Origin of the sequence: Corallococcus sp. AB038B (genome assembly GCF_003668955.1) — a bacterium.
Classification (GTDB): Bacteria; Myxococcota; Myxococcia; order Myxococcales; family Myxococcaceae; genus Corallococcus; species Corallococcus exiguus.
Genome location: NZ_RAWO01000002.1, coordinates 810,833 through 835,166, shown reverse-complemented (window position 1 = coordinate 835,166; position 24,334 = coordinate 810,833). Strand labels below are relative to the sequence as shown.

The following is a 24,334-nucleotide window of genomic DNA, read 5'->3' as shown; positions in this document are numbered from 1 at the left end:
CCTCACCGCTGGGCAGTGTGCCTGGAGCCTGTCGGGGTGCCCGTCGTGAGCTCGCCCCGCAGGCTCTGCTGCATCAGCGTCTTGATGTCCGCCGCGCTCTTTCCCTGCGCGAACAGGTAGATCAGCTTGGTGAGTGAGGCCTCGGGTGTCATGTCTCCTGCGCTGATGGCTCCGGCCGCGCCAAGGCCCGTCGCGTAGGCGGCATTCTCCACGGAGCCCGCCAGGACCTGGGTGTTGTCGACCAGCACCACGCCGTTGGCACTGGCCGTCTCCAATACACCCATGAACTGCGGAGACCCGGAGGGGCCATTCCCTTCTCCGAACGCGAGGAGGACCATGCCACTCACCCTCGGCGTCGTGTTCTGGAGGATGGCACTCACCGTGGACGGTTGGATGCCGGGATAGAGCATGAGGGCAGCGATGGAGAACTGGGTGACGTTCTGCGCGAGCTTCGGAAGCAGGTCTTGCAACGCCTGCAGGTTGTCTTGCGTGGCGAGCGAGAGATTCGCGGGCGGCATTGGCAGGAGCAGGGCCGTGTTTACTGTTGGAATGGTGCCGACAGTCGCCAGCGGGGGATAGTTGGGCGAGTTGAACGCGGCGAACTGGTTGGCGTTGACCTTCACCGCCCGATTGCCTCGCAGCAGCAACGAATCAAAGTAGATGCAGACTTCGGCGAGGGCTGGTTGCTTACCCGCCAGCGTGATGGCGCCCACCAGATTGGGCAGCGCGTCGTTCAACGTGGAGGAGAGGGGAATCTGGGAGCCCGTCAGAATCACGGGCTTGGAGAGCCCCTGGAGCAGGAACGACAGCGCGGAGGCAGTAAAGCCCATGGTGTCCGTCCCATGGAGCACCACGAAGCCGTCGTACTTCGCATAATTCGCCGCGAGCTGGATGGCGATGTTCACCCAATCCGCGGGGTTCATGTTCGAGCTGTCCAGCGTCTGGACCTGGCCGCCCACCGTGTAGGGCTCGATGGTGAATTGGATTGGGACGTCGAGACCGGCGACCTGCCCCTGGGCGAGTCCGGGCATTGAGGCCACGAGCTGGGCGAACTGACTCGCGGGCATGGGAGCCAGGGGCTTCCCAATGCAGCCAATCGTACCGCCGGTATAGAGGACGTAGACGTTGGACATGAATTGATCCTTTTCCTGCCGCTTCCTAGGATTTCAACCTTCGCCGCCCCCCTCCCCTCAAGGAAGCCCGCCATGCGTTACACGCGCAAGAACATCTCCGAGTTGCTCGATACCGTGCAGGGCAACCCCGACGTCATGGGCTTCTGGACGTCAAACTTCGCTGGCTCCGCATTCACCCTGGTCTCCTCCCCCGGAGGCATGATCTGGCAGGACGTCTACGCGCCCAGCCGTCAGATCTGCGAGGACGGCATCCCATACGGCACCGAGGACGGAATGAACAATCATTGCGGCGGCGCCGGTTACTGACGTCCGCAGCGAGGAGCACCGGGACGCCGAGCACGTCGCGACCGCCGAGAGCTGTTGAGTCCTCACGAGCCTGGGCGGGTTTCGCCCAGGTCCGCCCGGCCCCTCGGCCGCCGCCCGGTGGACAGAGCCCGCCCGTCCGGACGTCAGACCCGTTGCGCGCGTCGAGTCCCCTGCTATAAAGCCCGCCACTTCCGACCCCGTAGCTCAGTTGGATAGAGCGGCGGTTTCCTAAACCGCAGGCCACAGGTTCGATTCCTGTCGGGGTCACTCCGCAACCCCCTGTTCTGACTGAGGATTTCGTCGGGACAGGGGTCTGCGCCCTCAAGAGGCCCAGACCGTGGCGCTGTCGTGGCCTCAGGGGGCAGCCCTTCGGCAGGTGGCGCCCTCGTGCTCGCGAGAGCGGTTCCGCCCTTCGCAGAATGCGTTCCCCGTGGACCTGCCCGTTGCCCCCAGGCCTCGCGGGTCGTTCATGAGCCAGCGTGGGGAGCCCCAAGCTGTCTGCCTTTGACGGATACGCCTGCCCGCCACGGGACAGGGCGGACACGTCAAGTGTGATCCGCGTCCGCCCGCTTCCGAGCCTCGCCCGGAAGTCGGCGCCTTGAGTTCAGGCGCGGAATCATCAACATTGGCGGTTCACGCGTGCTTCCGGGCTTGCCCGGGAGCCTGCCTGCTCACACTGGCAGCCACATCCCCCCGCGCCGGTCCCCTCAGGTCCCGGCGGACGCCCTCGCGAGACCACCATGCTCGACCGCCCGATGTACCTGAAGCCCGATGTCGCCATCGAGCCGTTGTTCAACCAGTGGTACGTCTGGTGGTACCTCATCTCGCCCGCCACGGCGCCGCTGTTCGTCTCCCGCCTGCACCTGAAGCTGATGCAGTCGTTCGTCGCGAACCCGGACGTGCACGTGGCCGCGCTGCAGAACCCGGCGCTGATGGGCGGCCCCTTCATCAACCACCCCGTGTCGCGCGTGAACGAGGTGAAGGCCCTGCTCGACCGCACCACCCGCGAGCAGGCGGACATGCTGGCCTACACCAAGGCCGTGTCGGACCTGGAGCAGTTGCTGGCCAGCTCCAAGGGCGAGTCCCTGGAGCCGCTCTACGCCAAGGTGCCGGACATGCTCCGCGGCTTCGTGGAGCTGCACTACGACCTGGCCCACCGCGCCAACGCCCGCATCATGGAGCCGCTGCTCTACCGCAGCAGCCTCTACAAGGAATCCGCGCAGAGCATCTCGCTGATGCGCGTGGCCGGTGACGCGCGCAAGTACGTCTTCAGCACCCCGCGCCTGGAGGGCGATTCGCCCCTGTGGCTCCAGGTGCCCTACAAGCACGAGGGCATCGACGCCCTCTTCCGCATGCGCCACACGCCGGGCAGCCCCGGGCAGGTGGCGGAGATGCTGGGCGTGCCGTCCACCGCCGCGGAGGCCTTCGCGGACCTCTTCACGGAGACCGCCCCTCGCAAGCCCGAGCCGTACACCGGCTCCGGCGTGCGCGTGCGCTACTTCGGCCACGCGTGCGTGCTGATGGAGACCCGCGAGGTGTCCGTCCTCACCGACCCCGTCATCAGCTACGAGTTCCCCACGGACCAGCGGCGCTTCACCCACGCGGACCTGCCGGAGAAGATCGACTACGTCCTGATCACGCACGGCCACGCGGACCACCTGATGATGGAGACGCTGCTCCAGCTGCGTCACCGCATCGGGACCATTGTCGTGCCCCGCTCGAACGCGTACTCGCTGGCGGACCCCTCGCTGCGCCTGGTGCTGGAGCAGACGGGCTTCAAGAACGTCATCGAGATCGACGACCTGCAGGAGATCAAGATCCCCGGCGGGTCGCTGATGGGCATCCCCTTCATCGGCGAGCACAGCGACCTGGCCGTGCAGGCGAAGACGGCGCACCTGGTGCGGCTGGCCGGCCGCTCCATGCTGATGGCCGCGGACTCCAACGCGCTGGAGCCGCGCATGTACCAGCACCTGTCGAAGCTGGTGGGCCCGCTGGACGCGCTCTACCTGGGCATGGAGTGCGAAGGCGGCCCGATGAGCTGGATGTACGGCCCGCTGCTCAGCCAGCCCCTGCCCCGCAAGATGGATCAGTCGCGGCGGCTCAACGGCTCCGACAGCGCCCGCGCCACGGAGATCCTCAATCACCTCAACCCGAAAGAGGTCTTCATCTACGCCATGGGCCAGGAGCCCTGGCTGCGCCACGTGATGGTGCTCCAGTACGACGAGACCGCGCCCCAGATGATCGAATCCAACAAGTTCATCGAGGTCTGCAAGGGCCGCAACATCCCCGCCGCCCGGCCCTTCCTGAGCATGGAGCAGATCCTGGAGTAATCCGCGGGACGTCACGCGGCCCGGCGGAGGACGCCGGGCCCTCAGGGCGCGTGCGAGCCGTCGCGTCGGGACCACGAGAACAGCAGCACCGCGCACAGGCCCAGCACCGCCGATGCCAGCGTGAAGCCGAGTGCGGCGCCCGTGTTCACCTCCAGCACGCTGCGCCCTGGGATCCTTGGGTCGTAGTGCACGGGTACCGTGGCGCCCACCGGGTAGCGCGCCAGATACCGCGTCAGCTCCGGGCTCGGCTGGGGGTTCCAGAGCCGGTACTCCCTCGGAGGTGAATTGGACAGGTCCTCGCCGACATACGACCGGCCCTTGATCTCGTAGGCGTAGCGCGGCTTCACGCTCCAGTAGTCGCGGGATTTCCCGACCCCGAGTTCCACCGAGATCGCGAGCATGCGCCCCGGCACCGTCGGCCGGGCCAGCAGTGCCTGCTCCGTGCCATGAAGGCTCCAGGCAAAGTACCCAAACATCAGGCTGAAACCTGTTGTGCTCATCACGAGTGCTTGCAGGTTGGCGCGCAGCCACATGGCCAGGAGACGTTTACTCCACGATGAAGACCTCTGTCCTCACCCGGTCCGCGGCACTCGTCCTCCTCTCCTGCGCGCTCATGGGCGCGGACTGTGGCGGGGAGCCACCGGATCCCGACGTCGTGGATCCGGTGGGCGACGCCGAGTGCTCGCAATACCAGCCGAGCAGCTACGCGAAGGCCTCCGGACGCTTCGAGGTCACGGTGGATGGGCGCGAGGTGCGCACGTGGCGGCTGGCCGTCTCGGATGTGCCGCAAGCGAGCGGCGTCCATGACGTCTGGTTCTCCGCGTGCGTGCTGGCGGGCGGCGGCGTGGAGACGTGGCGCTACTCCTCCATCGCCTTCCTGCCGGGGCCCGTGAGCGGCACGCCCCTCAAGCTCCCTGTACCTCGGGGCCAGGCCCCCGGCTTCTATGGCGCGGCCCTGGATGTGCTGGGCAACCGCGAGCACCACTTCCTCATCCAGGGCGGTGGGGAGCTGGAGGTGCTGGAGTACGACCCCGCCGCCCGCCACTTCGCCGCGCGCGGCGAGGTGTTCACGGAACAGGGGAGCACCCTTTCGCTCTCCTGGGACGTGACCTGGTGAGGAAGGCCTGAGCGCGCGGGTCAGTGCTTGCGGCGCTGGAGCTTGCGCAGGCCCGTGAGCAGCGCCTCCCCGTCCGGCGTGCCCAGACCCGTGCACGCGTTCCACAACGTCGCGTCACTGGCGAAGTACGCGCCGTTGCCTCCGTGGGTGATGCGCCGGATGACAGGCTGTCCCTCGGTGACGAGCGCGTACAGCCGGGGGTGGAGGAAGCCCACGCGCTCCCCCAGCGCCTCATTGAGGCGGACGATGAGCGCGGCCCACATGGGCGCCGCGGCGCTCGTGCCCGCGGCCACGCCCTGCTGGCCCTTGAAGACGATTTGATAGCCGGTGTGCAGGTCCGCGTTCGCCGCGACGTCCGGCACGCCCCGGCCCGTGCTGCGGGACACTTCGAACACGCCGTTCTTCCACGACGACTTCACCAGGTGCGGCACGCCCATGCCGTGCTGATACAGCGGCAGCGCGTTCATCGTGCTGACGCCGCCGCTGCTCGCGCCCGCGGCCGTGGAGCTGGGGCCCATGGACATCGCCTCGCCCAGGCGGTTCCACACGCGCTCGTGGTGGAGGACGTCCCCCACCGCCTCCAGCGTGGTGCCTCCACAGCCCAGCACCAGCGCGCTCGCCGCGGGGTAGCTCGTCGCCGCCAGGGTGATGGCACCCGTGGGTGAGCGGGCATTCACCGGCACCTGCGAGCCCAGATCTCCGGACGCGGCGCACACGGTGATGCCCAGGAGCGCCGCCTCGATGAAGAGCCGCTCGAAGGCCAGCTCCTCGCCCTGCTGGATGAGCGACCCTTCGTAGAAGGACCAGCTGGTGGTCAGCACCGACGGCCGGTTCTCCCGGTCGCTGATGGCCTCTGACAGGACGCGGTGGTAGTCGCGCAGCGAGTAGTCCTTCGACCCCGCGTTGTAGACGACGACGCGCGCGGCCGGACACACCGAGGCCACCAACTCCACGTCCATGGTGACCTCCGAGTTGGAGGCGGTGTTGAGGAGCCCCGCCTTGTTCGGCCCCACGTTCACCACCGGCGCCGTGCGCTCCACCCCTACCGACTTCAGGTACGCATCCAGGTCCGACTGCTTGTAGCCGCCCGCCAGCTCGATGATGCCCACGCACTGGCCTTCCCCCTGGTTGCGGGGGTAGCGGTAGAGGCTGGCCACATGGGGCGCCGTGTACGTGCGCAGCCCGGCCTGCTTCGCCATCTCCGCGGGGATGGGCAGGGCCGCCGCGTTGTGGGTGACGAGCGGCCGGGTGTCCAGGCCCAGGACCCACTCCGCCACGCCTTGCAGCGCGCGCGGCAGGCACACCGGCTTCGTGTGGGTCAGGTAGGAGGTCTTCCCGTGGGTGTAGCGCCGCAGGTCCACCTCGAAGGCCTTGCGAATCGCGGCCGTGGACCCCTGGAGCACGACGTAGCTCCGGTCGCGCCGCTCGGAGGTGATGGTCAGGCCATGGCTCTTCGCGAAGCGCCGCACGGCGGCCAGGTGCTTCGGGTTCGTGCCGTACTTCGCCTCGAACTCGTCGTGCGTGAGCGGGCGGCGCGGCGGGTTCGCGCACAGCTCCTCCACCGTGGGCAGCGGCGCCCCGTGACGCAGCAACAGGGTGACCTCCACCTTGCCAGTGGCGGCGCGGCTCCGGAGCGGAGGGTGAAGGGACGCCGGGGACACACGCGCGCTCTGAGTCAATGGGATGCGGGCCATGCGCGGCGTTCTACCACGCGGAGTCCAGGCCCCCGGAAGGCCGGGCCAGGTCGTATCCACGAGCGCGGGCCCCGGTTAGGCTCGCCCGCCTGCCCATGGACCGAGTCCTCCGCATCAAGCCCCACCTGCGCGCCGAGGTGCTCGACACGCGGCGCGTGTTCCTCATCGGGGAGCGCGCCCAGTTCCTGCTGGAGGGGGAGCTGCACGCGAGCATCGTGCCCCTGCTGGACGGCGAGCGCACCGTGGCGAACGTCATCGCCGCGCTGGCGGGACGGGCCTCCGCGCCGGAGGTGCTCTACGCGCTGTCGCTCCTGGAGGAGCGCGGGCACTTGGAGGAGGCGCACGACGTCTTCGACGCCAGCGTCGCCGGCTTCTGGGAGTCGCTGGGCGTGGGCGCGGCCACCGCGGCCGGTCGGCTGTTGGACGTGTCCGTCTCCGTGCATGCGGTGGACGGCGAGGATGGCGAGGGGCTGGAGGAGGCGCTGCGCGACACCGGCCTGGACGTGCGCGAGGACGCCGAGCGCCGCGTGCTGCTGGTGGACGACTACCTGTCGACCGAAGCGCTCGCGCTGGCCCGGGAGGCCCGGAGCGCGGGCGCCGCGTTCCTCCCGCTGAAGGTGTCCGGCACCGCGTGCCATGCGGGCCCGGTGGTGGGCACCGGCGAGCGCGCCTGCTGGACGTGCCTCACGGCGCGGCTGTTGGACAACCGCCCCATCGAGAAGTACCTCGCGCGAAAGGGCACCCCGCCGCGCGCCATCCGCCCGCCGCGCACGGGCCTGCCCACCACCGCGAAGGCGGGACTGTCCTTCGCGGCGACGCTCGTGGCCCGGTGGGTGGTGGACGGACCTGGAGGCCCGGGACAGACGCGGCTGTGGACGCTGGACTTCGCCACCTGGCAGCTGGAATCGCACGCAGTGGCGAGGCGTCCGCAGTGCCCGGATTGCGGCGACCCCCACTGGATGGAAGCGCGCGCGAAGAAGCCCCTGGAGCTGGCCTCGCGCTCCAAGCGCTTCACCGACGACGGCGGCCACCGCATCCTCACGCCCGAGCAGACCTGGGAGCGCCATCGCCACCTCATCAGCCCGGTGACGGGCGTGGTGAGCGACCTGCGCGCGGTGCCGGGCGACGCGCCGCTGGGCCACATCCAGTCCGCCGTCTTCCGCGTGTGCCCGTGGACGGACGCGCCGGCCTCCGACGACTTCCATCGCGTGGCCAGCGGCAAGGGCCGCACGGAGGCCCAGGCCCGCGCGGGCGCGCTGTGCGAAGCACTCGAGCGATACAGCGCGGTGTTCCAGGGCGACGAACCCCGCGTCCACGCCACGGCGTCCCAGTTGGGCACGCAGGCCGTGCACCCGGACATGCTCCAGCACTTCAGCGCCGCGCAGTTCCAGTCCCGGCCCGAAAGCGCGAGCCGCGACATGCGCACCGCGGTGCCCCGTCCGTACGCGGATCAGCCCATGGACTGGAGCCCCGCGTATTCACTCACGCACGGGGTCCACAAGTACGTGCCCACGTCGTTCGCGTACCTCTTCGCGCCCACGCCCCCGCTCGGAGACGGCCCGTTCTGCTTCTTCAACTCCAACGGGAACGCTGCGGGCAACTGCGTGGAGGAGGCCATCCTCCAGGGCTTCCTGGAGCTGGTGGAGCGCGATGCGGTGGCGCTCTGGTGGTACAACCGCCTGCGCCGTCCACGCGTGGACATGAGCTCCTTCGACGAGCCGTGGTTCGCGTCCGTGAGCGAGCATTACCAGTCGCTCGGCCTCCAGTTGTCGGTGTTGGACCTCACGCACGACCTGGGCATCCCGGTGTTCGCCGCGCTCGTGTGGTCGCCGGAGCGGGGCCGGGCCTGGGCCGGGTGCGGCTGCCACTTCGACGCGAAGCTCGCCGTGCAGCGCGCGCTCACGGAGGTGGCCCAGTGCTACGACCCGAAGGACCTGTCGCCGTCACCCTGGGACGCCAGCGCGCACAGCGACGTCAGCTGGCTCTTCCCCAACGACCTGGTCCCCGCGCGCGTCCGCGCCGATTTTCCGCGCGTGTGGCATGACGACCTGCGGGACGACGTGCGCGAGTGCGTGGCGCGGGCCGCGAGCGTGGGACTGGAGACGCTGGTGGTGGAGCAATCACGGCCCGACGTGGGCGTATCCGCCGTGAAGGTCATCGTCCCGGGGCTGCGCCACTTCTGGCCGCGGCTGGGCCCCGGACGGCTGTATGACGTCCCCGTGAGGATGGGGTGGCTGAAGGCCCCGAAGACCGAAGCGCAGCTCAACCCCGTGCCCTTCTACTTCTGAGCGATGGCGCCTCCTCCTGAACCCAAGCCTCGCATCCTGCTCGTCCAGTGCGGCCCCGACCGGCGCCACGTGGACCGGGAGACGGAGGACTTCGATCCCGAGCGTGGCCTGGTGAAGCGCGCGACGATGACGCCGCTGGCCTGCGCGACGCTCGCGGCGCTCACGCCGGACAGCTTCACCGTGGACATCTGGGACGAGGAGCTGCACGGCCAGCTGCGCGCGGACACGGAGCTGCCGGACTACGACATCGTCGGCGTGTCGGTGATGTACTCCGCCCTCACCTACCAGGCGCGCTTCCTGGGCGGGCACTTCCGCGACCTGGGCGCCACCGTGGTCGCGGGCGGCCCCGCCATCTCCGCCGCGCCGGAGGACTACCGGGGCTTCTTCGACGCCCTCTTCGTCAACGAGGCGGAGCGCACCTGGCCGCGCTTCCTCGCGGACTGGCTCGGGGGCGAGTACGCGCCCGAGTACCGTCAGCTCGACAAGCCCTCGTTGAGCGAAAGCCCCCTGCCCCGCTGGGACGCCATCGCGGCGGACCTCCCGCGCTACGCGTGGGGCTCCGTGCAGACCACGCGCGGCTGTCCGTTCGACTGCTCGTTCTGCGACGTCATCTACCTGTACGGCCGCAAGCAGCGGCACAAGCCGGTGGACCGCGTGCTGGACGAAGTGCGCGCCCACGCTGCGCTCGGAGCCGAGGGCGTCTTCTTCGCGGACGATGAGTTCATCGGCGACGCGGCGTACGCGAAGGAGGTGCTCGCGGGGCTCGTGCCCCTCAACCGCGCCCTGCCCCGTCCGCTGCGCTTCTTCACCCAGGTGACGATGAACCTGAGCCGCGACGCCGCGCTGCTGGAAGGCATGGCGGACGCCAACTTCTACACCATCGTCCTGGGCATCGAGTCCTTCGACATCGGCGCGCTCAAGGAAGCGCAGAAGCACCAGAACGTGCGCGCGGACCTCGTGGGCGACCTCTTGCACATCCAGGCGCACGGCATCGGGCCCCGGGGCAGCTTCATCGTCGGATTCGACCATGACACGCCCGCGGTCTTCGACTCGCTGCACGCGAACATCCAGCGCACGCACCTGCCCTGGGTGGTGGTGGCGCCACTCCAGGCTCCGCGCGGCACGAAGCTGTGGACGCGGCTGCGCGCGGAAGGCCGGCTCGCCACGCCCCGCAAGGCGCACGCGAAGGACCGGGGCGCCATCGTGCTCAACGTGATGCCCCTGGGCATGACGCGGCCCCAGCTGCTCGAAGGCTTCCGCGACCTGGTGGAGCGGCTGTCCACCTGGGACGCTGCCTGCGAGCGCATCCGGGGCTTCATCGCCGGCATCCAGCGCCCGCCCCAGGTGGAGGAGCCCCACTGGCCGGAGGCCGTCACCGACCGCTTCCTGCGCGAGGCCACTGCCGCCTGGGCCCTGACGCCATCCGAGCGCCACGCCCTGGGGGACACGCTCGCCCAGGTGCGCCGCACCGCCCCGGCGATGCTGCCGCGCGCGGTGTTCTTCCTCGCGCGCAACCAGAACGAGCGCCGCCGCCATGAGCGACTCTTCACGGACTTCGACGCGGTGCTGGCCGCCGAGCGCCAGGGCGACCTCGTCCCGGACACGCAGCCCGTCTACGTCCCGCCCGGCTTCGCCACCGCGATGCGCGACGTGTTCCCGGACCTCTTCGTGCGCCTGAGCCGCGACCTGCCGGACCGCCGCAAGGTGCCGGAGGCTTCACGCGACGTGCTGGTGGACTTCGTTGCCCGCTGGGGCGAAGGCTTCCAGGCGCTCCAGCCGCAGCACCACGAATTCCTGCGCGAGCTGTGCGACCGGCAGGTGGCCGCGCGCGGTGGCCATCCGGGTACGCTGGAGGTCTCGGAGGAGCAGGCCCTCCGCACCCAGGCGCGCCGCACCGGCCTGCTGGAAGCACTGCTCAAGGACGTGCGCGACGAGCTCGCGAGTTGGGGACCCTGACGGATGCGCGACGGCCTTCACATCTTCGACGCGGACCGGCACGTCCTGGAGCCGCTGAACCTGTGGGCGGAGCAGCTGGAGCCCGGCCTGCGCCGGCACGCGCCCCGCCTCGGACGCCTTCCCGAGGAGACGCTGGAGGAGCGCCTGGCGCGGTTGGGCCCCCAGGGCCTGCTGCCCGTGCTGCCCCTGCCGGAAGTGGACGGCAAGCCGCTGTGGAACCACATGCCGGAGAAGGCCTGGCTGGAGTTCTCCGCGCGCTCCTACGCGCAGCTGGGGCGCAATGAGTTGCTGCAGCGGCCGGACGTGTACCTGGCCCAGATGGATCGCGACGGCGTGGACATGGCGGCCCTCTTCCCCACCTATGCGTTGCTCCTGGAGGGCTTCTCCCCCCTCGAGCCCCGCGTCGCCACCGCGTTCGCGTCCGTCTACAACACCTGGCTGCACGGCTTCTGCGCGCACCAGCCGGAGCGCCTGCGCGGCGTGGGACTCATCAGCCGGCACCAGCCAGAGGCCATGGTCGCGGAGGTCCGCCGCGTCGCGGGCTTCGGCTGGCGCGCCGTGATGGTGCGCCCCAACCCCATCGGCGGCCGGCTCCTGTCGGACGCCGCCTACGAGCCCTTCTGGTCCGAGTGCGAGAAGCTCTCACTCGCGGTGGTCCTCCACGGCAGCGGCCACGTCTACGTGCCGTCCGCGGGCGCGGACCGCTTCGACACCCGCTTCGCCAACCACGTGTGCGCCCACCCCATGGAGCTGATGATGGGGCTGCTCGCGCTCCTCCAGGGGGGCGTGCTGGAGCGGCACCCGGCCCTGCGCATTGGCGCCATGGAGGCGGGCTGCGGCTGGCTGCCGTACTGGGCGTGGCGTTTGGATGAGGAATATCGCGCTGTGGGTGCAGAGGTCTCCGCCACCATCCGACAGCTCCCTTCAACCTACCTGCGCCAGCACTGCTTCGTTTCCATGGAACCGGACGAGCCGTACTTGTCGGACATGGTGCGCCACCTCCCGGAGGACCGATTGGTTTTCGGAAGCGACTTCCCGCATCTCGACCACGGCGAGGATGTACTGGGTGCGATGCTGTCCTTGCGTGACGTGATGACCGAAAGTCGTCTACGAAAGGTTCTCTGGGAAAACCCGACTCGGTTCTACGGTGTGGAACCGTGAGGCATCACGAATGAGATTGTCGCTCGCCGAAGGTGTGGCGCTGCGTTGCCCCGACGCGGAGGACGCGCGCGTGGAGGGCCCTGGCCGCTCACTGCGGTTGGGCCCGCTGGCCCCCGGTGTGCGCGCCGTCTTCGAGTCGCTCGCGGACGGAGGCATCCACGAGACGGAGGTGCCGGCCGCCGCGGGTTCGGACACGACGCTCGCGTGGTACTGGCTGGACCTGGCGGGAGACGGCGGCCTGCTGTCGTGGACGGTGGAGGAGCGCGGCAACCTGCTCCTGACGCTCACACCCGCATCCGCGTCGTTCCTGCGCCACCGCGCGACGTTCGACGCGGCCCAACCGCTGCAGCTGTCACGCTTCGCGCACACGCGCATGGCGGAGGGCCGCGCGGTGCTGGACTGCCCCACGGTGCACGCCACCGCGGCGCTGCATGACCGGCGCGTGGTGTCGCTGCTCTTCGACATGGCCCGCCCCACGCTGCTGGCGCGGCTGAACCAGTTCAACACCGGCATCGAGTCCTTCACGCTGCGTGAGCTGGTGCGCCTGCTGGCGGAGACGGGCATCCTGGTCCCCAACGGACTGGACGTGCCGGCATCGGAGGAGACGCAGACGGCGCTCAAGCAGTGGGAGCCGCACGACCTGCTCTTCCACCTGCGCTCGCGCGGCTGGGGCCACCAGACGCGCGCCGGGGCCACCTACCGCTTCCGGGGAGAGCTTCCCAACCCGCCCGCCCTCAAGCCCACCGTGACCGAGGAGGTCGTGGAGCTGTACCGGCCGGACCTGGAGGCGCTGCGTGCTGGCGGCGACCGCTCCTTCACGGAGGTGCTGGAGGACCGCCGCAGCCTGCGAGGCCGGGGCGCTTCACCGCTCACCGTGAAGCAGCTGGGCGAACTGCTCTACCGCGCCGCGCGCGTGCGCGACGTGCGGACCACGCAGGACGGTGAAGTCACCGACCGGCCCTACCCCGGCGCGGGCGCGGCGTACGCGCTGGAGCTCTACCCCATGGTGGGCGAGTGCCAGGGCCTGGCCCCGGGCGCCTACCACTACGACCCGCTGGGCCACCGGCTGGAGAAGCTGAGCGGCCCCACGCCGGAGTTCCACGCGCTGCTGGACGAAGCCCGCGCGCCGGTGGAGCCCTTCGATCGGCCGGAGGTGTTGATGGTGGTGGCCGCGCGCGTGCCCCGGCTCGCGTGGAAGTACGAGACGCTGGCGTACTCGCTGGTGCTGCAGGACACGGGAGCGTTGGTGCAGACGCTCTACCTGGTGTCCACCGCGCAGGGACTGCGGCCCTACGCGCTGGGCCGGAGCGATCCGGACTTCTTCCAGCGCGTGGCGGGCGTGGACGGCTTCGGCGAGGCCAGCGTGGGCGCCTTCGCGGTGTCGGGAGGAGACTCTCCGGACCGCTGAGCGCCCCGCGCGCCGTTCAGCAGCAGGGGCTGCCGCAGCAGTGCGAACGGCCGTAGGTGTCGGTGAGGCTGGAGAGCGCCACGGCGTGGTCCGCCACGTCCGCCGGCTTCTTCGGCAGGTGCAGCTCCACCTCCGCGTTGTTCACCTTCCAGGTGCCGTCCGTCACCGCGTCCTTCGCGGTGGAGGGGACGACCTTCAGGTGGATGCTGGCGGGCAGGTCGAAGTCGAAGCGCTTCTTGAGGGCCTGGCGCGGATCCTTCTGGAGGGCCGCCTCGAACTCGGGCTCCTTCCACGCCAGCGCGACGGCGCGCATCCACACGGCCTGCCAGTCATTCACCGAGGCCTTGGACTCCGGGCCCCGCGTGGGCTTGCGCGCCACCGGACGGGCCCTTGCGGGCGCGGCCTTCGACTCCGGCTTCTTCTTGCTCATGTCAGCCTTCTCCTCCCAGCGCATCCAACAGCGCGCGGGCCTCCGAGACGGGCGGGGTTCCCCATCCTTCGGAGAAGGTACTGTAGACCGTTTGCAGGCGTTGCCGGGCTTCTTCCTGTCGCCCGGATGCCTGGAGCACCCGTGTCAGGGCGGTGACGGCCTGCAGCTCCCGCATCCGCGCGCCCTGTGCGTGTGCCACCTCCGCCGCCTGCCGGAAGCACGTCTCCGCGGAGAGTGCAGTGTTTCCATCCCGCTGCAGCAGCACGCGCCCTTTGACGTGAAGCATCTTGGACTCGTGGTACGCCTCGCCCAGGGCCTGCGCGCGCTGCCGTCCGCGCTCCACGGAGGCGAGCGCCGCCTCCACATGGCCCAGCTCCAGCTCCAGCTCCGCGAGCATGGCGTAGTACGCCGGCTGGTCCATCTCCGTGCCGAACGCCTCACGCAGCGCGATGCTGCGCCGCATCGCCTCCAGGTCCTTCACGGCCCATGCGCGCAGGATGCCCACGTAGACGGACTGCTCCAGCAGGCCGTAGCGGTGGGACAGCTCCGTGTGCTGGGAGATGAGCTGGAGCGCCTCCGTCCGGTCGCCATGCTCCTGGGCAATCAGCAGCAGGTAGATGAACGACAGGCCGATGCTGGTGCCGTGGTTCAGCTCGCGGCCCCACGCCACCGCGGCCTCGCCGTGCGCCTTCGCCTGATCCGGGAAGCCCAAGAGCCACTTCCCCCGGCACAGCACGGACTCGCCGCCCACGCGCGTGTCCTGTCCGTAGAGGATGCGGTGCATCCGGTGCGCGACCGGGTCGAACAGCGCCAGGCACCGGTCCGCCTTCGCCTTCGCCTCGCCCAGGCGGCCTTCCAGCAACTCGATGTTGGAGAGGATGGTGAGCGCCACCGCCTCCTGGCCCGCGTCTCCGGTGCGCTGCGCGAGCGCGACCAGACGGTCCAGCAATCCGCGCACCCGGCGCTGATCACCTCCCAGGTGGTAGAAGATGGAGAGGACCCACAGCGTCGGTGCCGCGTAGGGGCTCTCTCCCACCGTGAAGAGCAGCTCCAGCGAACGCTCGGCCACGTTGCGCAGGTCCTGCGAGCGCCAGCCCTGCGTGGACATCAGCGCCGGCGCGAGCACACCGTTGAGGCTCAGCTCCAACTGCGCGCGCTCCACCGGGTCGTCGATGGCGTCCAGCCACGACAGGCCCAGCCGGGCGAAGAGGATGGCCTCCAGGTAGGCGGAGCGCACCAGCGCGGCGAACGCGGCCTTCTGCGCGTAGATGATGGCCTTGCGCTTCAGGTTCGCGGCGGCCCAGTGGTGCGCGAGCAGATCCGGCCGCGACTCCACCTGTTCCTGGAAGTGCGCCTCCATCGCCTCCGCCGTCTTCGCGTGCATCTGCTGGCGGTACCGCTTGAGCATGGAGTCGTAGGCCGCGTCCCGCACCAGCGCGTGCTTGAAGAGGTACACGGGCCCCTTCGGCCGGCGCTTGCGGTGCAGCAACCCCGAGCCCACCAGCCGCTCCAGGTCCGCCTCCAGCGCCTCGGGAGTCAGCGGGCTCACGTGGCGCAGCAGCTCATGCGTCAGCTCACGGCCCAGCACGGAGGCGATCTGCGCGGTCTCCTTCGCACGGCCCAGCCGGTCCAGGCGCGCGACGAGCAAATCGCGCAATGTGCCCGGCACCGCGGGGCCCGCCTTGCTGGCATCCAGCGCGAATCGGCCCTCGCGCTCCACCAGTGCGCCGGACTCCCGCAGCGTGCGCACCAGCTCCTCCACGAACAGCGGGATGCCATCCGTGCGCGTGGCGATCTCCTCCAGCGCCTCCGGCGAGAGCGGGCCTCCCACGGCGGCGGTGGCCAGCCGCTCCACCTCCCCGCGAGCCAGCGCGCCCAGCTGCACCTGCGTCACCGCCGACGCGGCCCAGGGCGGCTCCAGCTCCGGCCGCGCGCTGAACACGGCGAGCAGGCGCGACGAGGACACCTCCTCCACCAGCGCCTTGAGCAGCTCCAGCGTGGACGGGTCCGCCCAGTGCAGGTCCTCCAGCGCCAGCACCACGGGCTGCCGCTCCGCCATCGCGGCGAGGAACGCGAGCAGCGCGTTGCGCGTGAGCTCCCGGTGCTTCAAGGGCGACACGTCCAGCGGAGCCCAACGCTCCGGCGGCAGCGGCAGGGACAGCAGCGACGCGAACAGGGGCAGCGTCTCCGGCAGCTCGAAGCTGTAGCCGGACAGCAGCGCCTCCAGGCCCGTCAGCCGGCCCTCCGGCGGCAGGTCGCGGTTCGGGTCCAGCATCCGCGTGAGCAGGTCCACCACGGGGGCATACGCCTGACCGGAGCTGTCCTCCGTGCAGCGGGCCTCCAGCCACGTGTGGGGCTCCGCGCCCAGCCGGTCTCCCAGCTCGCGCATGAGGCGAGACTTGCCGATGCCCGGCTCACCGGTGATGAGCACCGCCTGCCCCTGCCCCGAGCGCGCCTGCTCCCAGCGCGACAGCACCAGGTCCAGCTCGCGTGAGCGGCCCACGAGCGAGAGCGCGTCGTCGGTGCCGCTCCATGTCGCGTCCGCGCCCTGGAGCACGAACGTCTCCAGGCCCGGGGGCAACAGCTCGTTCGGGGACGCGGGCGCGGGGTCCAACGGGAAGTGCTTGCGCACCAGTTGCTGCGTGTCACCCGTGACGAGGATGGCGCCCGAAGGCGCGGAAGTAGACAGCCGGAAGGCCAGCTTCGGCGTGGTGCCCACCACGAAGCCCAGGCCGGAGAGCGTGGGATCCCGCTGCTCGCGCGACACCACCAGGCCCGTGTGCAGGCCCACGCGGATCTCCACCCGGGTGCCGCGCTCGGCTTCGATGGCACGGCCGCGCCGCTTCACCTCCGCCACCATGTCCAGCGCCGCCTGCGCCGCTCGCCGCGCGTCGTCCTCCCGCGCCGCCGGATAGCCGAAGTAGAAGAGGACGATGTCGCCCAGCGCGCTGGCGATGTGGCCGTTGTAGCGCCGGGCGATCTCGATGCAGACCTCCTGCTGGGCGCCCAGCACGTGATCCAACTCCTCGATGTCCACCGGCCCCGGCGCCGTCTGCGTGGCGGACAGCGTGCAGCACACCACCGTCAGCTGCCGGCGCTCGCCCTCCGCCCACCGGCGCGAGCGCGTGGACACGGCATTGGGCGTGCGGCTGGACAGCTCCACCGTCGCCGTTTCGGCGTTGGGCGCCGCGGGCTGGATGCGCACGGGCGAGGGCCGGCGCGGCAGGTTGGACACGTCCACCGCCTCCAGTTGGCGCAGCAGCACCTCCGCGGACACGGTGCGTTGGGACGGGTCCTTCGAGGTGACGCGCTGGAGCAGCTTGCCCAGCGGGTGCGCGGCGATGGCCGGCGGAATGGGCACCGGCTCCGAGGAGAGCTGCTGGAAGATGACCTCCGCGACGGTGGCGCCCTCGAAGATGCGGCGGCCGGTGAGGCACTCCAGGAACACCAGCCCCCACGCGTACAGGTCCGAGCGCGGCGTGGGCGCCTGCCCGCGAAGCTGCTCCGGCGCCGCGTACGACGGCGTGCCCAGCGACTCATTGGTGGACGTGATGCGCGGCTGCGCTTCCGTGCGCGTCAGCTCGTCCGTCACCGACCCGATGCCGAAGTCCAGCACCAGCGCGTTGCGACGGGCGCCGGTGGGCACGACCATGATGTTCGCGGGCTTCAGGTCGCGGTGCACCACGTTCTGCGCGTGCGCGCACGCCAGCGCATCCAGCAACTGGAGCATCAGGTGGCGCGTCTCCACCGGATCCAACACGCCCTCCTCCGCGAGCACCTGCGCCAGGTTCTTTCCCGGCACGAACTCGAAGATGGAGTAGACGGCGCCGCCCTGCGCGCGGCCTGAATCGATGAGCCGCACGATGTTGGGGTGGTGCATCTGCGCGCACAGCTTCATCTCGCGCTCGAAGCGCGCGCTGCGGCGCTCCACGGACTCCGGCGTCGCGCCGTCTGTCAGGCGCAGGAGCTTCACCGCCACGTTCTGGCCGGTGGTCACCTGGCGGGCCTTGTAGACGCGGCCGAAGCCGCCCTCTCCCAGCTCCGACAGGAGTTCGTACCGGCCCTGGAAGGCTTCCAACAGCTGGGGATCCATTGGGTTCTTCATCGCGTTCCCGAGCCTCGCTCCATTGATGACCGTCCCCCCCGCCTGGGCAGGGTGATGACGAACTCCGTGAACTCACCCGGCACCGACTCCATGCGGAACGTGCCCTGGTGGCCCTGCACGATGATGTCATGGCTGAGCGACAGCCCCAGCCCCGTCCCCTGCCCTGGTGGCTTCGTGGTGAAGAAGGGGTCGAAGATTCTTCCCGCACTCTCCGCGGGGATGCCCGGCCCGTTATCGCGCAGCCGGACCTCCACCTGCTCCTGACGCGCGAGGGTGCGAGCCTTGAGCACCGGCACGTACGTGGCCCCCTGCGTCTGGCGCTTCTGACGCATGGCGTAGAGCGCGTTGTCCACGACGTTGATGATGACGCGGCTCACGTCCGCGCGACTCAACTCCAGCCGTCCCACGTCCGGGTCGTACTCGGCATCCAGGTGGACGGTCAGGGGTTCGCCGCGCATGCCGCCCTGTCCCAGCGCGATGCCCTCCGCGACCAGCGCGTTCAGCTCCACCTGCTCGCGCGGACCGGGCGAGCGGCGCGCGTGCTGGAGCATGTTCTGGATGAGCGCGTCCGCACGGCGGCCGTGCTCGTTGATCTTCTGCACGTTGGTGCGCAGGCACGCGAGCGCTTCATCCACGTCGCTCGCGGAGCCCACCGTCAGCCGTTCGCGCTGCGGCTCCAGCACGCTGGCCAGGTCCTCCGTGAGGCCCACGGAGAGGCCGGCGAAGTTGCTGATGAAGTTGAGCGGGTTGCGCAGCTCGTGCGCCATGCCGCCCACCAGCGCCGCGAGCGAGGCCAGCTTCGCGTCCATGATGAGCTGCATGCGCTGCACCGTCTCCTGCTCGATGCGGCGGTAGAGCCTCGCGTTCTCCAGCGCGAGCGCCGCCTGCCCCGCGAACGCGACGAGGAACTCCAGGTCGTCCTCGGAGAAGCTCTTGGGAGTGGAGACGTTGTCCACGTACAGCACGCCCAGCACCTCGTCGCGGGGCTTGAGCGGCACGCACATGGAGGCGCGGATGGAGCTGAAGATGACGGACTCCGCGGCGCCCAGGCGCGGATCATTCACCGCGTCGGAGAAGAGCGCCGCCACGCTCCGGCGCAGCACGAAGTCCACGATGTTCTGGCTGTAGATGGGCCCGCGCACGGCCGTGCCCTCGGCCGTCTTCGTCACGCGCGGCTCCAGCTTCCCGGTGGCCTCGTCCATGAGCAGGATGACGCCCCGCTCCACGTGGAGGATTTGAAACGCCAGGTCCAGCACCCTGCCGGGCAGCGCCTCCAGGTCGTCCGTGCCGGACAACAGCTTCGCCACCTCCTGGAGGATGCGCATCCGCTCGCGGGCGCGCGTGGCCGTGCTGGGGGCCTCCACCGCGGACTTCTCCGAACCGGACACCGCCTTCACCAGCGTCTTCAGCGGCACGCGGGTGAGCGCGCGCGTGAGCTGGGGACGGGGTTCGTCGGGCGCGCCGGACGCCGAGCCGGGCGGGCCCGCGGGTGCGGCCGGTGGTGCTTCGTGGGTGAGCAGGAAGACGAGGTCGCCCAGCGTCAGCGTGTCGCCGGGGCGCAGCTCCTTGCGGCGGATCTGCACGCCGTTGACGAACGTGCCGTTCTTGCTCTGCAGGTCGGTGACGAAGAAGCGCCCGTCGGAGGACTCGATGCGGGCGTGCTGGCGCGACAGGCTGCGGTGGGGAATGCAGATTCCCTGGTCGTCCGCGCGGCCAATGGTGATGGGCACGTCCCCCAATGGGTAGGACAGCTCATCCGGTTGCCCAGGGTTGTAGACGAGCATCGGCACGGCCTTCAGACCCCCTCCAGGGTCGCAAGCCTAGCCGAAAAGCTCGCGCGCGAACCGCCCCGGCGGATTCAGCCGGGGCGGCGGGCCCTTGCCTTAAGCGGCGCTCGCGGCCGGAGCCAGGAGCCCCCGGTCGCGCAGCGTGTCGAGGATGCGCTCCAGCCCCGCATCCACCGTCTCCGCGTCGGAGCGGACGGTGATTTCCGGGGACTCGGGCGGCTCGTACGGGTCCGACACGCCGGTGAAGTGCGGAATCTCCCCGGCCAGGGCCTTCTTGTAGAGCCCCTTCACGTCGCGGGCGATGAGCGCGTCCAGGCTGGCCTGGACGTAGCACTCCAGGAACGGGATGCCTGCCTGGGTGGCCAGGGCACGCACCTCGTCGCGGGAGTTCTTGTACGGAGAGATGGCGGCGGTGATGACGCCCACCTCGTGCTTGGCCAGCACGCGCGCCACGTAGCCGATGCGCCGGACGTTCTCCTCGCGGTCCGCGCGGCTGAAGCCCAGGCCGCGGGAGAGGTACGTGCGCACCTCGTCCCCGTCGAGCAGCTCCACGCGCTGCACGGGCGACAGCTGCCGTGCCACGGCGGCGGACAGCGTGCTCTTGCCCGCGCCGGACATGCCAGTGAACCAGAGGATGAAGCCCGGACGCTGTTGCATCGCCACTCCCCTACCTGTCCACCGCGGGACCGTTGATCATCCCCGCGCCCACGGTGGCGTTGGTGCCCTCGTCCACGAGGATGAAGCTGCCGGTGCTGCGGTTGCGCCGGTACTCGTCGAAGAAGAGCGGCACCGTCGTGCGCAGCGTCACCCGGCCCACCTCGTTGAGCTTCAAGCCGGGGCTCTGGTCGTCGCGGTGCAGCGTGTTGACGTCCAGCCGGTAGTGCAGCTGCTTCACCATGGCGCGCGCCATGCGGGTGGTGTGCTTGATGGCCAGACGCGAGCCGCTGTTGAGCTGCGTCGCGTCCGACAACCAGCACACCATCGCGTCGATGTCCTGGCTCGCGGTGGGCGGGTTGCCCGGGCGGCACAGCATGTCGCCGCGGCTGATGTCCAGCTCCTCCTCCAGCGACACGTTCACCGACATGGGCGGGAACGCCTCCGTCAGCGGCTTGCCGGCCAGCTCCAGCGACTTGATGCGCGTGGTGAAGCCGGACGGCATCACCATCACCTCGTCGCCCGGACGCATCACGCCGCCCAGGAGCTGCCCGGAGTACGCGCGGTAGTCGTGGAACTTCTTCGCGGACGCGGGCCGGATGACGCCCTGCACGGGGAAGCGCAGGTGGATGAGGTCCCGGTCGGACGCGATGTGCACGTTCTCCAGGTGGTGCAGGAGCGTGGGGCCCTGGTACCAGGTCATCTTCTCCGAGCGCGTCACCACGTTGTCCCCGCCCAGCGCGGAGATGGGGATGAACGACAGGTCGGACACGTCCAGCTTCATGGAGAACTGGCGGAACTCCTCCCGGATGCGGTCGAAGACGCCCTGGTCGTAGTCCACCAGGTCCATCTTGTTCACGCACAGCACCAGGTGCGGCACGCGCAGCAGCGACGCGATGAACGCGTGGCGGCGCGTCTGCTCCAGCACGCCCTTGCGCGCGTCCACCAGGATGAGCGCCAGGTCCGCCGTGGACGCACCCGTCACCATGTTGCGCGTGTACTGCAGGTGTCCGGGCGTATCCGCGATGATGAACTTGCGCTTCGCCGTGGAGAAGTAGCGGTAAGCCACGTCGATGGTGATGCCCTGCTCGCGCTCGGCCTTCAGGCCGTCCAGGAGCAGCGCCAGGTTGACGTACTCGTCGCCCCGGGCCTGGCTCGTGCGCTCCACCGCGGCGAGCTGGTCCTCGAGGATGGACTTCGTGTCGTACAACAGCCGCCCGATGAGGGTGCTCTTGCCGTCATCCACGGAGCCCGCGGTCGCGAATCTCAGCAGTTCCACTAGAAGTATCCCTCGCGCTTGCGGTCTTCCATCGCCGTCTCAGAGAACTTGTCGTCCGCGCGGCTGGCGCCACGCTCCGTCACGCGGGAGGCCGTCACCTCATCGATGACCTGCGCCACCGTGGACGCGGTGGACGGCACGCACGCGGTGCACGTCATGTCGCCCACGGTGCGGAAGCGCACCGTCTCCGTCGTCACCGTCTCGCCGGGAATCATGGACATGAAGGGCGACCATGCCATCAGCATGCCGTCCCGGCGGAACACCTCGCGCCGGTGCGTGTAGTAGATGGACGGCAGCGCCACGTTCTCCCGGCCGATGTACTGCCAGATGTCCAGCTCGGTCCAGTTGGACAGGGGGAACACGCGCAGGTGCTCACCGCGGCGGTGGCGGCCGTTGTAGAGCGACCACAGCTCCGGCCGCTGGTTCTTCGGATCCCACTGGCCGAACTCGTCGCGGAAGGAATAGACGCGCTCCTTCGCGCGGGCCTTCTCCTCGTCGCGCCGGGCGCCGCCGAAGACGGCGTTGAAGCCGTTCTTCTCGATGGCCTCCAGCAGCGGCTGCGTCTGCAGGCGGTTGCGGGACGCGCGAGGACCCTTCTCCTCCGTCAGCTTCCCCGCGTCGATGGCCTCCTGCACGGACGCGACGATGAGCCGCGCGCCCAGTTCCGCCACCCGTTCATCGCGATACTGGATGACCTCCGGGAAGTTGTGCCCCGTGTCCACGTGCATCAGCGGAAACGGCAGCGGTGCGGGCCAGAAGGCCTTGACCGCCAGGTGCAACATCACCGCGGAGTCCTTCCCACCGGAGAAGAGCAGCACCGGCCGGTCCAGCTCCGCCGCGACTTCCCGGATGATGAAGATGGACTCGGCTTCCAGCGCCTCAAGATGTGAAAGCTCGTAGCTCACGGTCAGGCAAGCTACCACAACCCTTCCCACGCCCAACCGTGGCCGTGAAGGTTTCCGCTTCCGCGAGTGTGAGACACGCCGGATGCGACATGCCGGAGGGGGCGATGAAACATGGCCGGAGGACCTGCTGGGATGGATGTTTCACGGCCCCACTCCCGGTGCGTGCCCGGGGCCCCCACCCGGTGTGCGGGAGGCGGTTTCCGTGAGGGGGGCGCATGGTATAGACGGCCGCGCCATGGCAAGCGCAACCCCTCCCGTCCTCGACCGTTGGTTCCCGTCCCGCAAGCCGCTCCCGGAGCCGCGCCTGCGCCTGTTCTGCCTGCCGTTCGCCGGCGGGAGCGCGGCCATCTACCAGTCCTGGGGCATGGCGCTGCCCACGGGCGTGGAGCTGTGCGCGGTGCAGCTGCCCGGGCGTGAGCGGCGCCTGATGGAGCCCGCGCTCAAGTCCATGCCGGAGCTGATGGACGTGCTGATGCCGGCGCTGACGCCGCTGATGGACCGGCCCTTCGCGCTGTTCGGCTACAGCATGGGGGCGCGCATCGGCCTGGAGGTGGCCCGGACGCTGAAGCGCCAGGGTGGCCCGAAGCCGCTGGGCTTCATCGCCGCGGCGGCACCCCCGCCGTCGCACAACGACCGGGAGCCCATCCACACGCTGGATGATGCGGGGTTCATCGCGAAGCTGCGCGAGTACGACGGCACGCCGGAGGAGGTCCTCCAGCACAAGGAGCTGCTGGAGCTCATCCTCCCCACGCTGCGCGCGGACTTCGCGCTGGCCTGGTCGGAGAACGGCAAGGACACGGCCCCGCTGGACATCCCGCTGTCCGTGTACGCGGGCAAGGGGGACAAGCACGTGGGCCTGGACGTGATGGAGCACTGGCGCGCGGAGTCCACCGCCGACGTGCGCCTCCGCCACTTCGAGGGCGGCCACTTCTTCATCCGCACGCACGGACCGCCGGTGCTGGCCGCCGTGCGCGAGGACCTGACGCGCTGGATGACGGCCACGACCTGAGGCGATAGTCCCACCCATGGCCCAGCACCGAATCCACGCGGGGACGGACATCGCCTGCGTGGGAGTCTGGGACGCCGGACTCCCCTTGGCGAAGCGTGCCATCGAGGGAACGGCGCTCAAGGAGAGCGCCGCGCGCGGCGAGGTGCTCGTCATCGACACCAGCGCGGACGGCCGCTACCTCCTCCGGATCCACGTCGATGAGCCGTTCGTCCCGTCGCCCGGGCAACGGTTCGACACGGTCGGGAACGAGCTGGGACTCCACCTCGGATCGGGAACCGCGATGGCGGGTGGGTGCGAGGACTTTCGCAATCCACGCCCACAGATCACGTCCGCCGGGGACCGGTTCCATGTCGAGCCCTCCTGGTATCGCGTCCGCGTCCACCTCAACCAGACGGAGGGCTCCGACGAGGAGGAACAGCGCGCTCACGAGGAGGCAGCGCGGGCCCTCACCTCCGAAGAGCTGGCGAGGTACCTCCGCCTGGGGAAGGCGCTCCGCACTGGCTGGCTCGTCGCCGTGGTGGCGGTGGCCGCCGTCCTGGCCACCGTGGTCTTCCAGGCCGCGCTCACCCTGGGCGTGCTCGGCGCGTTGGTAGCCGCCGCGGCGGGTTGGAGCATCCTGCGCCTCAAGCGGGGCGGCTACGACGCGCTCCACCTGCGCTACCAGCGCGCTCTCATGGCGGCCTACCCGCCGGAAATCGTCCTGGAGCTTAACCGCGCGACAGGCCCCATTCCAGGCGGCTTCGTGTACCTGGACGACCCGCCCGCCTCCTGA

At 69.9% G+C, this 24,334-nt stretch carries 18 protein-coding genes and 1 tRNA gene; 10 read left to right on the top strand and 9 right to left on the bottom strand.

The window, feature by feature from the left end; translation table 11 throughout:
- Positions 1-2: 2 nt before the first annotated feature.
- Positions 3-1,133: an asparaginase domain-containing protein gene (locus D7Y04_RS14430; RefSeq protein WP_120597019.1), complete on the bottom strand. Its 1,131-nt coding sequence runs from the start codon at positions 1,131-1,133 to the stop codon at positions 3-5.
- 72 nt (positions 1,134-1,205) lie between these two features.
- Here D7Y04_RS14430 and D7Y04_RS14425 point away from each other — a divergent pair, with 72 nt between their 5' ends.
- The 3 genes from D7Y04_RS14425 (at position 1,206) to D7Y04_RS14415 (ending at position 3,769) form a co-directional block, all read left to right on the top strand.
- Positions 1,206-1,439 carry a hypothetical protein gene (locus D7Y04_RS14425; RefSeq protein ID WP_120597018.1) on the top strand — a complete coding sequence of 78 codons (234 nt, stop codon included), beginning with the start codon at positions 1,206-1,208 and terminating at the stop codon, positions 1,437-1,439.
- A gap of 193 nt (positions 1,440-1,632) precedes the next feature.
- Positions 1,633-1,706: transfer RNA gene (locus tag D7Y04_RS14420), tRNA-Arg, on the top strand.
- Positions 1,707-2,179: 473 nt separating this feature from the next.
- Positions 2,180-3,769: an MBL fold metallo-hydrolase gene (locus D7Y04_RS14415; RefSeq protein WP_121759700.1), complete on the top strand. Its 1,590-nt coding sequence runs from the start codon at positions 2,180-2,182 to the stop codon at positions 3,767-3,769.
- 41 nt (positions 3,770-3,810) lie between these two features.
- On the opposite strand, the gene D7Y04_RS14410 is transcribed toward D7Y04_RS14415, so the two are convergent.
- The gene (locus D7Y04_RS14410; RefSeq protein ID WP_368666417.1) at positions 3,811-4,269 is read right to left on the bottom strand and encodes a DUF3592 domain-containing protein; all 459 of its coding nucleotides are present in this window, start codon (positions 4,267-4,269) and stop codon (positions 3,811-3,813) included.
- 56 nt (positions 4,270-4,325) lie between these two features.
- Here D7Y04_RS14410 and D7Y04_RS14405 point away from each other — a divergent pair, with 56 nt between their 5' ends.
- Complete coding sequence (locus D7Y04_RS14405; protein WP_121759698.1) at positions 4,326-4,886, top strand: hypothetical protein; 561 nt, start codon at positions 4,326-4,328, stop codon at positions 4,884-4,886.
- A 20-nt stretch (positions 4,887-4,906) separates the two neighbouring features.
- Here D7Y04_RS14405 and D7Y04_RS14400 read toward each other — a convergent pair whose 3' ends face one another.
- Positions 4,907-6,580, bottom strand: a complete 1,674-nt coding sequence (locus D7Y04_RS14400; RefSeq protein ID WP_121759697.1) for a protease pro-enzyme activation domain-containing protein — start codon at positions 6,578-6,580, stop codon at positions 4,907-4,909.
- A gap of 95 nt (positions 6,581-6,675) precedes the next feature.
- Between D7Y04_RS14400 and D7Y04_RS14395 the strand changes: the two genes are divergently transcribed.
- The 4 genes from D7Y04_RS14395 to D7Y04_RS14380 are packed head-to-tail and all read left to right on the top strand — an operon-like array spanning position 6,676 to position 13,393.
- Entirely contained in the window at positions 6,676-8,868 is a 2,193-nt protein-coding gene (locus D7Y04_RS14395) for a TOMM precursor leader peptide-binding protein (RefSeq protein WP_121759696.1), read from the top strand.
- A 3-nt stretch (positions 8,869-8,871) separates the two neighbouring features.
- Positions 8,872-10,824 carry a radical SAM protein gene (locus tag D7Y04_RS14390; protein WP_121759695.1) on the top strand — a complete coding sequence of 651 codons (1,953 nt, stop codon included), beginning with the start codon at positions 8,872-8,874 and terminating at the stop codon, positions 10,822-10,824.
- A 3-nt stretch (positions 10,825-10,827) separates the two neighbouring features.
- Positions 10,828-11,985, top strand: coding sequence for an amidohydrolase family protein (locus D7Y04_RS14385; RefSeq protein WP_121759694.1), 1,158 nt, complete (start codon positions 10,828-10,830; stop codon positions 11,983-11,985).
- Positions 11,986-11,995: 10 nt separating this feature from the next.
- The gene (locus D7Y04_RS14380) at positions 11,996-13,393 is read left to right on the top strand and encodes a SagB family peptide dehydrogenase (protein ID WP_121759693.1); all 1,398 of its coding nucleotides are present in this window, start codon (positions 11,996-11,998) and stop codon (positions 13,391-13,393) included.
- 16 nt (positions 13,394-13,409) lie between these two features.
- On the opposite strand, the gene D7Y04_RS14375 is transcribed toward D7Y04_RS14380, so the two are convergent.
- The 6 genes from D7Y04_RS14375 to cysD all read right to left on the bottom strand — a co-directional run bounded on the left by D7Y04_RS14375 (position 13,410) and on the right by cysD (position 22,553).
- Positions 13,410-13,823, bottom strand: a complete 414-nt coding sequence (locus tag D7Y04_RS14375) for a BMA_0021/BMA_0022 family TOMM bacteriocin (protein ID WP_158620662.1) — start codon at positions 13,821-13,823, stop codon at positions 13,410-13,412.
- A gap of 1 nt (position 13,824) precedes the next feature.
- Positions 13,825-17,916, bottom strand: a complete 4,092-nt coding sequence (locus D7Y04_RS14370) for a TOMM system kinase/cyclase fusion protein (RefSeq protein WP_233601413.1) — start codon at positions 17,914-17,916, stop codon at positions 13,825-13,827.
- A gap of 8 nt (positions 17,917-17,924) precedes the next feature.
- Positions 17,925-19,712 carry an FHA domain-containing protein gene (locus D7Y04_RS14365; RefSeq protein WP_121759691.1) on the bottom strand — a complete coding sequence of 596 codons (1,788 nt, stop codon included), beginning with the start codon at positions 19,710-19,712 and terminating at the stop codon, positions 17,925-17,927.
- 99 nt (positions 19,713-19,811) lie between these two features.
- Positions 19,812-20,372 carry an adenylyl-sulfate kinase gene (cysC, locus tag D7Y04_RS14360; RefSeq protein WP_120578876.1) on the bottom strand — a complete coding sequence of 187 codons (561 nt, stop codon included), beginning with the start codon at positions 20,370-20,372 and terminating at the stop codon, positions 19,812-19,814.
- 10 nt (positions 20,373-20,382) lie between these two features.
- The gene (locus D7Y04_RS14355) at positions 20,383-21,648 is read right to left on the bottom strand and encodes a sulfate adenylyltransferase subunit 1 (RefSeq protein ID WP_120596096.1); all 1,266 of its coding nucleotides are present in this window, start codon (positions 21,646-21,648) and stop codon (positions 20,383-20,385) included.
- Entirely contained in the window at positions 21,648-22,553 is a 906-nt protein-coding gene (gene cysD / locus D7Y04_RS14350; RefSeq protein ID WP_120578874.1) for a sulfate adenylyltransferase subunit CysD, read from the bottom strand. Before cysD ends, D7Y04_RS14355 begins: the two co-directional genes overlap by 1 nt.
- Before the next feature lie 235 nt (positions 22,554-22,788).
- Between cysD and D7Y04_RS14345 the strand changes: the two genes are divergently transcribed.
- Both D7Y04_RS14345 and D7Y04_RS14340 read left to right on the top strand, forming a co-directional pair.
- Positions 22,789-23,562, top strand: coding sequence for a thioesterase II family protein (locus D7Y04_RS14345; protein WP_121759690.1), 774 nt, complete (start codon positions 22,789-22,791; stop codon positions 23,560-23,562).
- Positions 23,563-23,578: 16 nt separating this feature from the next.
- On the top strand, positions 23,579-24,334 hold the full coding sequence (locus D7Y04_RS14340) for a hypothetical protein (RefSeq protein WP_121759689.1): 756 nt from the start codon (positions 23,579-23,581) through the stop codon (positions 24,332-24,334).